Source organism: Cupriavidus sp. 05N39 (genome assembly GCF_056397325.1).
Map to the genome: position 1 here is coordinate 74,421 of NZ_JBFTNE010000015.1, position 14,245 is coordinate 88,665.

Genomic DNA, 14,245 nt, shown 5'->3' on the forward strand with positions numbered 1-14,245 from the left:
GCTGTGTTAAGGGCCACTAGTCAGTGGCGATGGCGGTCGATTCCAGCCGCGTGATATCAATAACTCGCTCGGCCATGGCAATCGTTTCTGGGCGATGTGCAATGGTGATGCGCGTTACCGGCAAGTTGCAAATCGCGTCATTGACTTGCCGTTCTCGCGCCACGTCCAAATGACTAGTGGCCTCGTCCAGGACAAGGACGCGTGGCTGGCGATACAGCGCGCGTGCCAAAAGGAGTCGCTGCCGCTGGCCGCCAGATAGGGTATTGCCCATGTCGCCGTTGAGCGTATGGTATCCCATTGGCATCGCAAGAATTTCATCATGTATGGCCGCAGATTCAGCTGCAGCTTGGACGCGATCCATGTCGATCTCGTCGTCAAACCCCGCGATGTTTTCCTTCAAGCTCGCTGAGAACAGCTGATCGTCCTGCATCACCGCACCTACGTGGCGCCGCCAGTTTGCAAGCCCGACGTGAGAAAGTGGATGGCCTCCCACGCGCACGGTGCCCTCCGTCGGCTCCAGAAGGCCAAGAATGATTTTGGCCAGCGTCGTCTTCCCGCATCCAGTCGGGCCAATGATCACCACGTGCTCACCAGATCGAATGGTGAGAGTGATATTCCTTAGAACCCAATCGGCACCCTCGGCGTAGCGAAAGCTCACACTATCGAGATAAATATCGGGGACCAGCCAGCCATCAGTATCGAATCGCTCAGGCATTGCACCAGTCGTCTTCTCGGGTTCGGCCATTACGATGTCAGACAGTCGCTCCACGTGCAAGCGAAGCATTCTTACCGACATCATATTGTCGATAAATCTCTGCATCCTCGACGAGAACTCGTCCTTATAGGTTATAAAGGCCATCAACATTCCCACGGTTAGTCCGCCTTGAATGGTCATGTAAGCACCCGCGCCAAGCACAGTGACAGTTTCCATACCAAACAACAATCCGTAACTCGCTCCGAAGCTCAATGTCATCCTGTTTGCCTGCATTCGCTTATTGACTGCTCGAACAACGAGATTTGACCAGCGGGAGGCTCTTTGCTCTTCCAGACCAGCAATTTTTATGGCCTGCRTGGCTCGCAAACTCTCCAGGAAATGGGTTTGCGCAACCGCCTCATGTGTCATTGCCTCATCGCTAACCCGGTGAAACGCGTCGTGGGCTAATAGACGGATCGCGGCATAGCCTGCAATCGTGGCTACGACGACGGCTGCCAACGTTGGACTATAGATCGCCATCACTATGGCAGTCACAGTACCGAACAGGCCATCCAGTAGTATGTCGACGAATTTTCCAGTCACGGTTTGCTGGATGCTTTGTGCGGACTGAAAGCGCGAGAGTACGTCTCCCGTGTGTCGAACCTCGAACCATTTCGTCGGTAATCGAAGCAAATGCCCAACCACACGCGACGCCCATTGAATGCCGAGTTGGTGCATAGCAATGATTCCGAGCCAGCCACGTGTCCATTCGAGCACGACCCGCATTAGCGTTACCATCACGAAGCCCGTGATGACTACCCATATCAGTTCAGTATCTCCAGAGACAACGGGGCCGTCGATAAGCCATTGAGTGAAAAGAGGTAGTACCAAAGCCAGTACTTGTAATGCTGCTGCCAGTATAAAGAGCTGCGACAGACTACGCCTAAGACCCAAGATAGGGCCCATCAGGTCTCGCCAGTTTATCGGCGGCTTCGGCTTAATTTGTTGAAAGGCCGTGGTGGGCCACATTTCCAATGCCACTCCGGTGAAGTGCTGACTAGCCTCTGCCTGGGCCATTGAGCGCTCTCCGCGCGCTGGGTCATGTACCGTGATCCTGTTGCCAGAGACCCTCATCAGGACCACGAAATGCGTGAGATCCCAGTGAAGTATGCATGGCAGAGAGAGCCTTGAAAGTCCGTCGAGTTCAAGGCGAACCGGTCTTGCGCCTAGCCCCAAAAGACCTCCCAATCGAATCAGATCGCGCAGATACGTGCCACGGATGGAAACAGAAAATCGAGCTCGAAGTTCGCTCATCGAGAACTCATGCTTGTGGTGAGCCGCTATGTAGCCCAGGCAGGCTAGCCCGCACTCTGCTGCAGTAGTTTGCAGATAGGTATTCACTTGGTTGAAATTTTTGTGATGGATGGCAACACGCGATCAATCACCCATGCCTGAACAGCCGCCGTATCGTTGAGATCGCCGTCGAAGGTGAACTTCGGCACATAAGGTTCATTGTCTGCGCGTTTACGGTTCTTCCAAACCTTGAGTGGAACCCACATCTTCGCCGTGCTTGGAAGCGATACGTGCGCTATGTCCGAATACCGCGTATCCGCGCTGGTCACGCTCCCAACGTGAACCGCTCCGGGAATGCTTAACACCATCTCCACAAAGTCCAGGCAAGCGCTCGCACAGTTCGGGCCTGTGACCAGCACAAGCTTGCCATCAAAGGGACTGCCATGCTCAGTCAGTTCATCGAGCGGTACATCCATTTGCTCGACGAACGCCTGGCCGAGTGATGCGGCTTCATTCATGCGGGACAGGAGAGTGTCCAGGAGTCTGTAAGTCAGGCTTGCCGGGCCTTCCGCCTGGCTGAACGCAGTCTTGTATGCCTCAAGCGCTTCGCGGGCGGTCGCAGAAACGCGCCAGTACGCCTTGGACTCTACTTGTTCAGATGAGGGTTTCCGCCCTACGGCATCCTTGAATAGCGCCGATAGGATTCGGTAGCCCACCAAAGTTTTTCCGCCGTTATTGCCTCGAATGTCAAGCACCACAGCATCGGCTTCTCCCAGAGCCCGGACCCTGTTCAACAGTCTTTCGAACGATGCAATGTCTTTGCTACTCGACAAGGTGAAATCCGTAGCATGAATCCAGTGGATGCCCTGCCGTGGTTGCTTGATACCTTGGCGTGGCATCGCTGGCCTGGTCATCGCTTGAAACTCCTCCGTGAAGAGCTGCGACTTCAGCAAGAACTGGCGAATTTTCCCTGAGGGGGATCGAACCTCGCAGTGTTTCAACCGCAAAGGTTCCCACAGCGTTTCGTAGTGCGGCTCACTGGTCAGATGCAGCGCAAGACGAGACAGCGAGCCCTCCAGGTCCACGCGTCTATCCACGAACGGAGCGACTTTTTCCACCAGCAAATCGTCAATGCGCTGGCCGTCGCAGGAAAGCAGTTCATCGCCTATTTGGGGCACGTCGACGGGCCAGTCCGAGGCCCGCGCCGCAACGCGGTACTTGCCATTGCGGCGCTGCACGATCCATCCCGCCCAGCGAGGGGACTCACCAACTTGGCCTTCCTTCCATACGACCAGATGTCCATCCCTATAGCCCGCGATGTAGAAGCGTAGCGCCGCCAACGCCTTGCCCTCGGAATTCGCACGGAGGGCGAGCGCCGTCGCTTCGTCGTACCCTTGCTTAAACCACTGTTGAAAGCCGTGATCCGTCGGGTCCAGAACGCCGGGATGTGCCTCCCGGATGATTTCGTGCGCGCGCGTGATGTCTTGAATGGCGCTCTTGCTCCAGTTGATGTCCGTGGACGAGTGTTCCTTCTCTTTGGCACCAAGATTCGTCGCCGTGTCCGCGTGACACGACAAGATCCAAAAAAAGGACGACAGCAGAATCACAAGCGGGCGGACCACTAACAAACTCCTTTCACTGTGGCGGATTCCCGCTCCTTCATAGATGCTGAGCTCACCAGAGACTCAAGAGAGAAGGGTTGATGGGGCGTGACTCTCGCCTTGTTCAGTTTCTCCATGAAAAGGGCAAGTTGCCTGGGATCATTCACCAGTCTCTCAATGACTTTGCCGGCCGCCGCAATCCCTTGAGTCACATCGCATCCAGGTTTTAAGGTTCTTCGCAGTTCTTCGTGTTCGCGAAGGGCATGTTGGCAAAGCCACGAAACAAAGTGCAACACGTTTGCCGTGTACATGCCGATCGCAACGTGGAACGTCTCGCCAATAGGTATGGCATCGTGCCACCAGCCTCGGGGAAGATAGAGCAGGTCGCCCGCCTCCAGGATTCCGTCGAAGACGGGTTCAGCTGGACAATCGGCCTTGTGTTCCTTGCTGGTTTGACCCGGGAGTGGCAATGGAAAAGTTGGCTTATATACCTTCCACCGTTTACGGCCTATGAGTTGGATGGCCATGACGTCGTGTGTATCCCAATGGGGCCCGAAACTGCCCCGTCCGGAAAAGGCCAGGTAACCATTCGCCAGCGTCTCGGCGTTCGAAAATTCGCCGACCTCCGCACACAGATGTCGGACTCGCTCAAGGCGGGCGTCAATACGATTGAGTACGATCGTCGCGCCGCTGGACAGCAAGCCTTGAACCACACTGGTGTTGAGCCGTTTCCCCGCAAGACCTCCGATCGAACAGTCTTCCACATAGCGTGACTCGGAGACCAGGCCATTGTGATGCACCCGGACATGGGGTGGCACGGGATCGATGTAATAGAGCGCTGCGTTGAGGTCAGACCAACTCAAGAGCGAAGGCGCAACCGCGGCTCGTACGACGTACATCTTGCGATCAGCAAAGTCGGAAATAAATTCCTCTTTGGCAATATTGAAATTGATGTGCTTTTTCATGAAATCAGTGCGACAGGAATGAACTTTTCATGGTTGTTGCGCTGGGGAAAACGTTCTGCGGGACAACGCAAGTCGCGAGAATCACCGGTTTCATAGCCTCGCATCCATTGGCCCATGAGTGGCCTGTCGAGCCGAATGCTGCCATCGTCGGTCAGATTTCCAACCGTGTTGTGCGCCTCGGACAGTGCGACCGTACACTTCTGTACACGGCCGTCCGCGCGAATCACGAACGAATTCGGCCGGCTCGCGTAACAGACCTCCCCGACCGTTGTCTTAGACGGCTCGGCGGAAGGCATGTCGCGGTACAACAGGCTTCGCATTTCACCCAGTAGCTTGGCCCGCTCCGCTTTGTTCAACGCCGCGATGCTCGCGCTGTTAGGGCCACCCAGATTTTCAATGGGCTTGAGCAGCACGGAGAACCGCGGGTCGTGGAGGAATTCTTCGCGCAACATTACCGCAAGCGCTTTCACGGATTGTGCGTTCTCTGGTGTCAGGTGCACCCGAAGCAGTACCGATACGCCCAGCTCGCTATCCCGGAGCCTCTTCAGGTTGGTCCAGATCCGATCAAATGTACCCGTGCCGGAGGTCAGCTTTCTGGTTCTGTCGTGTGCATCTCCCATGCCATCCAGGGAAATTTGATAACCCCTCTGCCCCAAGCCGAACAGCTTTTGAACCGTCTGCATGTCCAGCAGATAGCCATTGGTTGTCAAAGCACCGCCAAATCCCACACCGTGGTCCAGACACAGCTTTTGGGCGAACGCACTGAGTTCATAAACAATGTTCTTGGCAGCCAGCGGCTCACCGCCAAACCATTGAAAACTGAGGTATTTGAGGCCTTCCATACGATTGATCATGAATCGCTTCAAGGCTGCCTGCACCCTGGGACTCATCTTCCCGATGGAGAAATCCTCATAACAGTAGGTGCAACGAAAGTTGCACTGTTCCGTCGGCATAAGTGTGAGTTCAAGGCATCTAGGGTCGAGGGTCGACCAGAGCAACTGATTGTTGGTCTGAAACATAATGTCCTGCAACTTTAATCTGACTCATCCATTTATACAGCCGACGGCCAGAGCGTTAAAAAAGTCGGTCGGAGACCGACACTCGAAGTCTGCGGCTAGTGGCTCTGTTTAACCCTCTTCATCGCCGTCCTCTCCACATTTTTTGTTGGGTTGAGGAGGAGGTCGTTCTTGGCAATAGCCGGCATTGGATTTAGGTGGGCAATAGCCAATGTTTATTTGTCCGATGGTAAAGCCTCCGCTTACAAGATCGAGCTCCTCATCTATAATGAGTTCGGTCACTTCGTAGCGGCCGAACTCATCGAATTGCATGTTTTCAATCGCCATGGGTAACGTGGTCGACTTATTCATTGGTTTTCCTTCCATGACCGTCCGTTCTAGGGCGGGACGAGTTCGCCTGCGGAGCAGGACGCTCCGTTATGCGGATTAGAGCCCGCGGAAACAGCGGACAAATCCACTGTCCATTGATAACTACAGATATCTGCTGCTTACACTCGCGACTGGGGCAAGAACCCAGTCAATAAGGCGCCGCTTCTCTTGTTCAATGTCCGCGTCGAGCAGGGTTCCTGGCAACAGATCAATCTGCCGCCCATGGGCTTGGATGCTTTGACTGTCAAGCCTGACGATGATGCGATACATGGCCTCCTTGTCAGGTAGCCCCGACATCGCCGCGACCTCTTCAGACTGCAGGGGACTGCTGGCAACCTCAACGACAGTGCCACGTTGCAGTCCGAATCTTTGATAGGGATAGGGTTGATACCGCAATCGGACTGACTGGCCGACTTGTACGAATCCGAAAGCTTTTGAGGTCGCGAACAAGTGCGCTACCAATGGCACGCCTTCCGGGATAATCACCGCAAGCGTTTGCGTGGAGACGGTCTCTCCAGGTTCTGCATTAATGGCTGTGGCCCTGCCCGTCATCGGTGCCGTGATAGCGAAGACGTCGCGGGATTGCACGTCAGTGGTCTCCTGAGAGAGCATCGCCAGATCCCGACTAATTTCAGCAATCTGAGCTGCCGTCTTGAGAGAGACCTGGTCCAGCTCACTTTTCAATGTTGCGAGGGTTCTTGAAAGCTGGGAGCGCGTTCGCTGCATCGAGAGAAATTGCGCTTGAAGAGCGGCTGCCTGATCTTCCTTCTCCTGCAATGCCACCTGAGATATGTAGTTCGATTTCGCCAGTGTTCTGTGTTTCTCGATAGATAACTCTGATGCGGTCAATCGTTTCGCGTGGAGGTCCAGTTCCTGCTTGTTGTGCCGCAGCTCGTCCATGACGTTCTCAGACTGTGCGCGGAGTCCACGCTCCGCCGTCACACCAAGTTCGTGCGCAGCTTCGCGCTGCCGCATCAGGCTTGCCCGGCGCTCACTGAGCGAAGCCGTACGTAATTCGGAGATCTTCGTATTTTCCTGCTGTCCGACATGCCTTCGTTCATCGGCAAGAACAAAGAGAACGGCACCTTGTTTCACAATTTCCCCCTCGCGAACGTGACGCTCAGAAACAATGCCGCCGGTGGGGGCAAGGATTCTAATCGCACCCCCCTCAGGAACTAGGACGCCGGTAGCAGCAGTACGAGGCCTGTAGCTACCAAAGAATAGGTACAGCAAAATCGCCAGAGACATCGCGGCAGCCAGCCCAACAAGCAGCCAACTATGGCTTGACTGCGCCAAGAGAATCGGCCCGTGTTCCTGTTGGTCGTGCCTTTGCAATACCTCTCGCCGAAAAATACTTCGTCGAGCCTTCTCGTTCATAGAGCCCTCCTTTTTGTTGTGACGACACAAGTGGACTGCCCCGAGAATCGTGGAAAAATCGGGCCAATGCTCGTGTTGAGCACCTTCGCGCGCAACAAACGCTAGAGCCCACGGAGGCGCCCATCCGCTATTGCGAGCATCCAGACGACAAGATTGCTGGGTAGTGCCCTTATTTGTAGAAAAGCAAATAGTCACCAGCCAGCAGAAATTTCCCAAAGTTACTGGCGATTTTTCTGACTCGCGCCGATGAACCCGCCTCGCGCTGTAACGGCAAAAAATGAGGATGAGCTACGCCTCGCTCCGTCAATTGGACCCGGCTGTAGCGAGGGTAGCGGGCGGCTGCGGTGGCTGAGGAATGGGTGTTGGCGGACAGTGGCTCCCAGCGAGTTGCTACCGTTCGTCGGCACCATGCGCCCTCTCCCAGGAAGGGGGGCTTTACTTCTTGCTCAAAGTTGAGAATAATTCGCATTCTCAAGTTGATCAGGCTCGCTTTGCACCTGCGCCAACACTACGCCAGCCAGCCGTTCTGACCCGGTGTCCGCCAGCCAGCGTTTCGTTTTCTTTTGGGGAAAATCCATGAAACGCCGCTGTCTGGCGCGCTTGCGCGCCTCCGTACGAGTCACGCCCATCGCCATCTGCGCCACCCTCGGTGGTCCGGCGCTGGCCGCTGAACCGGCCGTCGATCCGGTCCGCCCGCTGGGCGAGGTGGTGGTCACCGCCACCCGCACCGAGGAACGCGCCGATGCCGTCGCTTCCACCATCACCGTCATCGAGGGCAGCCGCATCGAGCGCGCCCAGCCGGTCGACGAGACCGGCCTGTTTGCCGACGAACCCGATATCGACGTACCGCGCGACCGGCGCCGCTTTGGCGCCGGCAGCATCAATATCCGCGGCATCGAGGCTAACCGCGTGCTGCTGATGGTCGACGGCGTGCGCCTGCCGGACTATTACAACGGCGGCGGCCCCTCCAACCTGTCCAGCGCCACCCGGGACGCGCCCGAGTTCTCCTTCCTCAAGCGGGTCGAGGTGCTGCGCGGGCCGGCCTCCAGCCTGTACGGCTCGGACGCCATCGGCGGCGTGGTCTCGTACGTCACCAAGGATCCCGAGGACCTGATGCGCGGCCGCGCGGTGGGCGGCGAGGCGGGCCTGTCGTGGAACGGCATCGACCGCGGTTTCGGCCAGACCGCCGGCGTGGCGGGCGGCAACGAGACCATCAAGGGCTTGTTCATGTATGCGCACCGCAAGGGGCACGAGGTGGAAAACATGGGCGGCAACGGTTCCACCTCGACCGGCCGCACCAAGCCCAATCCGCAGAACAGCGAGACCAACGCCTGGCTCGGCAAGATCGTGCTCGATCCTGCCGCCGGCCACCGCTTCAGGCTGACCTACGAGCATCGTGACAGCGACACCTTTACCGATATCCTGCGCCTGTCCACCGCGCTGCCGCGCGTGACCGCCGCCAGCGGCACCGAGGACCTGTCGCGCAACCGCGTCAGCCTGGACTACGAGTGGAAGCCGGGCAGCCACGTGATCGACCGCCTCGGCGCCACCGTGTTCTATCAGGAGAGCGAGTCCAACACCGTGACCAACCAGGTGCGCAGCAGGACCAGCTCCGGTTGCTCAGGCTCCACGGCGGGCAGCAGCCTGTGCGACGTGAACCTGCTGTTCGGCTTCCGACAGCAGCAGACCGGCTTCAACCTGCAGGCCGACAAGTCGTTCAACACGGGCTTCGTAGGCCACCGGCTGATCACCGGCGTGGATTTCCTGCGCACGCAGACCAGCGAGATGCGCGATGGCACCGCCTACAACCGCACCACCGGCGTGGTGTCGAAATCGCTGGCCGGCGACAACTTCCCGATCCACGATTTCCCCAAGGGCGAGACCCGCCAGACCGGCATCTTCGTGCAGGATGAACTGCAGTTCGCCGGCGGCCGCTTCACGCTCACGCCCGGCCTGCGCTTCGACCATTACGCGCTCGGGCCGGACGAAGACAAGCTCTACAACAGCGTCGCCGCCAAGCCCGCCATCAGCAAGAGCGATTGGGCGGTCTCGCCCAAGCTGTCCGCGCTGTGGCAAGCCACCGACCGCATCAATGTGTGGGCCCAGTACGTTTTCGGCTACCGCGCGCCGAACTACCAGGAAATCAACGGCAGCTTCCGCAACACCATCCAGGGCTACGGCGCCGCGCCCAATGGCGATCTGAATCCGGAGAAGAGCCGCTCCTTCGAGATCGGTGCGCGCTACACCGACGAGCGCGTGCAGTCCAGCGTCGCGGTATTCGACAACCGCTACAAGGACTTTATCGAACAGGTGGCGCTGAACTGCCCGTCCGACCCCGCCTGTCTCGCCGGCCTGCGAGCCACGTACCAGTACCGCAACCAGAGCAGCGTGCGCATCTACGGCGCCGAGTGGCGCGGCAGCTACCGCTTCCTGCCGCAGTGGCGCGTCGACAGCGCCGTGGCCTATGCGCACGGCAACAACGAACAGACCGGCCAGCCGCTCAACAGCGTCTCGCCGCTGCGCGCCAGCGCCGCACTGACCTGGGAACGCGGCAGCGACAGCCAGGGCCAGGGCGCTAGCCTGCGCTGGCGTGGAGCGCGCCCGGTGACGCGCACCGACGACACGTCCTTCACCTACTTCAAGCCGGGCGGCTATGGTGTGGTCGATCTGCAGGGCTGGTGGCGCTTCAACCGCTACGCCAGCCTGGTGCTGTCGGTGAACAACGTGTTCGACAAGAAATACTGGCTGTGGGGCGATGTGCGCCAGGGCAGCGTGGCCGCCAGCGAGCCGGGCCTGGATTTCTATACGCAGCCCGGGCGTACCTTCGCCGCCAGCGTGAAGCTGTCGTTCTGACCTGAGGCGATTCGACCCGACATGTCCCCACAAAACAAAACCAAGATGCGGCTGATCCGCGCGCTGTGCCTGCTGTGGCTTGCCCTTCTGGCGCTCGGCATGCAGCAGGCGCGGGCCACGCCGAAGATTGCCGTGCTGACCACCTCGCCGGTGCCGGCGGGCAAGTTCGAGCCCCTGCAGGCGATGGCGCGCGCGCACGGCATGACGCTCGATGCGCGCTATCTCGAACGGATGAGCGCGCAGGATGTGGCGCCATTCATCGACGGCGCGGGATTGCTGATCCTCGATGCGCCGCGCGATCACATTGTCACCGAGATGCTGGCGAAGCTGGGGCCGCAATGGACCAATGCGCGCGTGCCGCGCCTGCTGATCGCCACCGACCGCTTCGAGGCGCACGGCCTCGACAATGCGCTGGGTGCGAAGCTGCATGCGTACTATGTCAACGGTGGCCGCGCCAACTTCGACGCCATGATGCGCACGCTGGCCGCGCAGCAGTTCAAGCTGCGCGCGGACGGCGCGATTCCCGCGCCGGTGGTGTTTCCAAAAGCCGCTTACTACCATCCGCGCCTGGCCAGCGTGGTGACCGAATCGCCGGACGAGGCGCTCGGCGCATCCGGCCACGCTGGCACGCCGGTGATCGGCGTCGCCATCCACCAGGCCTATGTCTCCGGCCTGGACAGCGCCTTTATCGACGACCTGATCGCGAGCATCGAAGCGCGTGGCGCGCGCGCGCTCGTCTTCTACAGCCCGGTGATGGATGCGGACGGCGTGCTGCGCATGGCCGCGCCCGGCGGCAAGCGCATTGTCGATGTGCTGGTCAACGGCCAGATCATGCTCAATGCGGCGGGCCGCAAGGCGGAGTTTGAAACGCTAGGCATCCCGGTGCTGCAGGTCATACCCTACCGCAAGGGCGATGCGCAGGACTGGGAGCGCGATCCGCACGGCATCAGCCTCACCGATACACCCTTCTACCTGGTGCAGCCCGAACTGGCCGGCGTCAGCGATCCCATGCTGGCCGCCGCCACTTCGCACAAGGACGGCAGCATCGTCAGCCTGCCGGCGCAGCTCGATGCCGTGGCCGACAAGGCACTGGCGCTCACACGTCTGCAGCGCACGCCCAATGCCGGGAAGCGCGTGGCGATCCTGTTCTACAACTATCCCGCTGGCGAAAAGAACCTGTCGGCATCCTTCCTCAACCTGCCGCGCAGCCTGTCTTCCACCCTGGCCGCGCTGCATGCCGCGGGCTACCGCACCGAGGCCGCCGGCGAACTCGCGCTGCAGCGCGATCTTGGCGCGTTGCTCGCGCCCTTCTACCGCGAAGGCCAGCTCGGCGCGCTGCTCGATGCGGACCGCGCCGCGTGGATGCCGATGGCGCAATACCGCCGCTGGTACGACGCGCAGCCCGCCGCGTYCCGCGCCGAGGTCAGCGCGCGCTGGGGCGAGCCCGAAGCCTCGTCGATGGCGATCAGGCGCAACGGCGTGGCCGGCTTCGCCATCCCGCGCCTGCAGCTCGGCAACGTGGCGCTGATGCCGGTGCCGCCACGCGGCGAGCGCGACGAAGCCGCCGAGAAGGCGCTTTATCACTCCACCAAGACGCCGCTCAACCATTTCTACATGGCGGCCTACCTGTGGGCGCGCGAAGGGCGCGAGGCGCTGGTGCACTACGGCACCCACGGGACGCAGGAATGGACGCCGGGCAAGGAGCGCGGCCTGTCCGTGACCGACCAGCCCTACATGGTGCTCGGCAGCGTGCCCGTGATCTATCCCTACATCGTCGACGACGTCGGCGAGGCGTTGCAGGCCAAGCGCCGGGGCCGCGCCACCATCGTCAGCCACCAGACGCCGCCGTTCAAGCCGGCCGGCCTGCACACCGACCTGTCGGCGCTGCATGATCAGTTGCACAACTACCTGCAGCAGGACAACGGCGCGGTGAAGGACACACTGCGCGAGGACATCCTCAAGCGCAGCGCGCGCATGCATCTGTTCGACGACATGGGCTGGCCGCAGGCGCGTGCGAGCGCGCAGTTCACCGAGTACCTGGATGCGTTGCACACGCACCTGCACGAACTCGCGGGCGCATTGCAGCCTTATGGGCTGCACACGTTCGGCCAGTCGCAGGATCCCGGGCTGCGGTTGTACACGGTGATGGCCATGCTTGGCCAGTCCTGGCTCAAGCGCGTGTTTCCCGATGAGCCCGAGGAACTCTTCGCGCTCGATTACAAGCAGCTGGCGCGGTCGGAACCCTACGCCATGTTGCACCGCTACGTCATCGACGGCGCGCCGTTGACGGGCCTTTCCGACGCCAGGCAGCGTGAAGACATGCGGCGCGCACGCACGCTCTACGCCAGCCTCGATGCCGCGCCTGAGAGCGAAGCCATTCTCACCGCGCTGGCGGGCCGCTACGTGCTGGCCGGCACAGGCGGCGATCCGGTGCGCAATCCCGATGCGCTGCCGACCGGCCGCAACCTGTATGGCTTCGATCCTTCCAAGGTGCCCAGCCGGGAAGCATGGCAGGCCGGACAAGCAGCGGCGCAAGCCATGATTGCCGACTGGCGCAAGCGTCACGGCAAGTGGCCCGCCAAGCTGGCCTTCTCGTTGTGGAGCGTGGAGACCATGCGCCATCAGGGCATGCTCGAAGCGCAGGCGCTGGCGGCCATGGGCATCCGCCCGAAGTGGGACGGCGGTGGCCGCGTGGTCGGGGTGGAAGCGATTCCCGCCGCGGAGCTCAAGCATCCGCGCGTGGACGTGGTGCTGTCCGCCACCGGCCTGTACCGCGATCACTTTCCCAACCTGATCAAGTGGCTGGCCGAAGCGGTCAAGCTGGCCGCCGCGCAACCCGAGCCCGACAACGCGGTGGCCGCGAGCACGCGCGCGGTGCGCGAGCGCCTGGCGCAACTCAAGGCGGCGGAGATGAATCCCGAGCGCATCGAGTCGCTGGCGCTGACGCGCATCTTTGCCAGCGAGTCGGGCAACTACGGCACCGGTCTCAACGACGCTACGCTCGCCAGCGACAGCTTCGGCAGCGGCAAGCAAGCGGACGCCAAGCTCGCCAATCTCTATCTCTCGCGCATGCAGTACGGCTACGGGCCCGACGAAAAAACCTGGGGCGAGAAGCTGCCGCAGCTCAACCTCTACGCCGAGAACCTCAAGGGCGTGGAAGGCGCGCTGCTGGCGCGCAGCTCCAACCTGTATGGCATGCTGACCACCGACGATCCCTTCCAGTATCTCGGCGGCATCGGCCTGGCCGTGCGCCATCTGACGGGCAAGGCGCCGGAGCTGCTGATCTCCAATTTGCGCGATGCGAACAGTGCGCGCACGGAAACGGCGGCTTCCTTCCTCGCCACCGAACTGCGCACGCGCTATTTCCATCCGGGCTGGATCGAAGGCATGAAGGCCGAAGGCTATAGCGGCGCGCTCAACATGCTCGACACCGTCAACAACTTCTGGGGTTGGACCGCGGTCGCGCCGGAGATCGTGCGCGACGACCAGTGGACCGAGTTCGCCGAGGTCTACGTCAAGGACAAGCACAAACTCGGCCTTGATGAATGGTTCGAGAAGCATGCGCCGCAGGCCCAGGCCCAGGTGATCGAGCGCATGCTGGAAGCCGCGCGCAAGGGCTACTGGAAAGCCGACCCCGAGATGCTCAAGACGCTGGCCGACCGCTGGCAGACGCTCTCGCAGCGGCACGATATCCGCAGCGGCAACCGCAGCTTCAACCGCTACGTGCAACAGCAGGCCACGGCCCCCGGCGCGGCGGGCTATGGCACGCAAGCTCCCGCGGCACCGCCGGCGGGCGCACCGAAGGCCGCGGCTGCGCAGGCTGCCCCGCAGCCGCCGCAGCCTGAAGCGAAAACGCAGCCCGAGCCAAAGCCCGCGCCGCCATCGCAATCCGTACCCGTGCAAGGCATGCAACTGGTGGAGCGCAAGCCGCCCGCCGCGGCGCTCGTGCCGGTGCTGTCGTGGCTCGCCGCCGGCATCGCGCTGGCCGGGGCCGTGCTCGGCGGCGCCCTCAGCGCGCGGCGCCGCGCCAGCGCCGCACCACTCTTCCGGAATCCAACAAAACCCTACTGAGGCATC

Annotated in this window: 9 protein-coding genes; 2 read left to right on the plus strand and 7 right to left on the minus strand. The window is 60.8% G+C overall.

Going from position 1 to position 14,245, the window contains the following annotated elements; all coding sequences use genetic code 11:
* Positions 1-16: 16 nt before the first annotated feature.
* The 7 genes from AC1DN0_RS10065 to AC1DN0_RS10095 form a co-directional block, all read right to left on the minus strand.
* Entirely contained in the window at positions 17-2,095 is a 2,079-nt protein-coding gene (locus AC1DN0_RS10065) for a peptidase domain-containing ABC transporter (protein ID WP_477145687.1), read from the minus strand.
* Positions 2,092-3,609 carry a S41 family peptidase gene (locus AC1DN0_RS10070; protein ID WP_441634321.1) on the minus strand — a complete coding sequence of 506 codons (1,518 nt, stop codon included), beginning with the start codon at positions 3,607-3,609 and terminating at the stop codon, positions 2,092-2,094. Before AC1DN0_RS10070 ends, AC1DN0_RS10065 begins: the two co-directional genes overlap by 4 nt.
* The gene (locus tag AC1DN0_RS10075) at positions 3,609-4,553 is read right to left on the minus strand and encodes a cupin domain-containing protein (protein WP_441634323.1); all 945 of its coding nucleotides are present in this window, start codon (positions 4,551-4,553) and stop codon (positions 3,609-3,611) included. Before AC1DN0_RS10075 ends, AC1DN0_RS10070 begins: the two co-directional genes overlap by 1 nt.
* Positions 4,550-5,572: a radical SAM protein gene (locus AC1DN0_RS10080; protein WP_441634325.1), complete on the minus strand. Its 1,023-nt coding sequence runs from the start codon at positions 5,570-5,572 to the stop codon at positions 4,550-4,552. The genes AC1DN0_RS10075 and AC1DN0_RS10080 overlap by 4 nt, the downstream gene beginning before the upstream one ends.
* 108 nt (positions 5,573-5,680) lie before the next feature.
* Positions 5,681-5,920, minus strand: coding sequence for a hypothetical protein (locus AC1DN0_RS10085; RefSeq protein WP_441634327.1), 240 nt, complete (start codon positions 5,918-5,920; stop codon positions 5,681-5,683).
* Between the two features lie 120 nt (positions 5,921-6,040).
* A complete protein-coding gene (locus tag AC1DN0_RS10090; RefSeq protein ID WP_441634329.1) occupies positions 6,041-7,315 on the minus strand; it encodes a beta-barrel domain-containing protein in 1,275 nt (424 codons plus the stop codon).
* 446 nt (positions 7,316-7,761) lie between these two features.
* The gene (locus AC1DN0_RS10095) at positions 7,762-7,893 is read right to left on the minus strand and encodes a hypothetical protein (protein WP_441634330.1); all 132 of its coding nucleotides are present in this window, start codon (positions 7,891-7,893) and stop codon (positions 7,762-7,764) included.
* Between AC1DN0_RS10095 and AC1DN0_RS10100 the strand changes: the two genes are divergently transcribed.
* Both AC1DN0_RS10100 and cobN read left to right on the plus strand, forming a co-directional pair.
* On the plus strand, positions 7,892-10,168 hold the full coding sequence (locus tag AC1DN0_RS10100; protein ID WP_441634332.1) for a TonB-dependent hemoglobin/transferrin/lactoferrin family receptor: 2,277 nt from the start codon (positions 7,892-7,894) through the stop codon (positions 10,166-10,168). The two genes, AC1DN0_RS10095 and AC1DN0_RS10100, sit on opposite strands and share 2 nt — an antisense overlap.
* Positions 10,169-10,189: 21 nt before the next feature.
* Positions 10,190-14,239 carry a cobaltochelatase subunit CobN gene (cobN, locus tag AC1DN0_RS10105; RefSeq protein ID WP_477145688.1) on the plus strand — a complete coding sequence of 1,350 codons (4,050 nt, stop codon included), beginning with the start codon at positions 10,190-10,192 and terminating at the stop codon, positions 14,237-14,239.
* Positions 14,240-14,245: the final 6 nt, after the last annotated feature.

What these genes read in the sequence shown, in the direction of transcription:
- AC1DN0_RS10075 (WP_441634323.1), bottom strand. Translation starts at nt 4,553, where the DNA reads ATGAAAAAGCACATCAATTTCAATATTGCCAAAGAGGAATTTATTTCC.
- AC1DN0_RS10080 (WP_441634325.1), bottom strand. Translation starts at nt 5,572, where the DNA reads ATGTTTCAGACCAACAATCAGTTGCTCTGGTCGACCCTCGACCCTAGA.
- AC1DN0_RS10090 (WP_441634329.1), bottom strand. Translation starts at nt 7,315, where the DNA reads ATGAACGAGAAGGCTCGACGAAGTATTTTTCGGCGAGAGGTATTGCAA.
- AC1DN0_RS10085 (WP_441634327.1), bottom strand. Translation starts at nt 5,920, where the DNA reads ATGAATAAGTCGACCACGTTACCCATGGCGATTGAAAACATGCAATTC.
- AC1DN0_RS10095 (WP_441634330.1), bottom strand. Translation starts at nt 7,893, where the DNA reads ATGGATTTTCCCCAAAAGAAAACGAAACGCTGGCTGGCGGACACCGGG.
- AC1DN0_RS10100 (WP_441634332.1), top strand. Translation starts at nt 7,892, where the DNA reads ATGAAACGCCGCTGTCTGGCGCGCTTGCGCGCCTCCGTACGAGTCACG.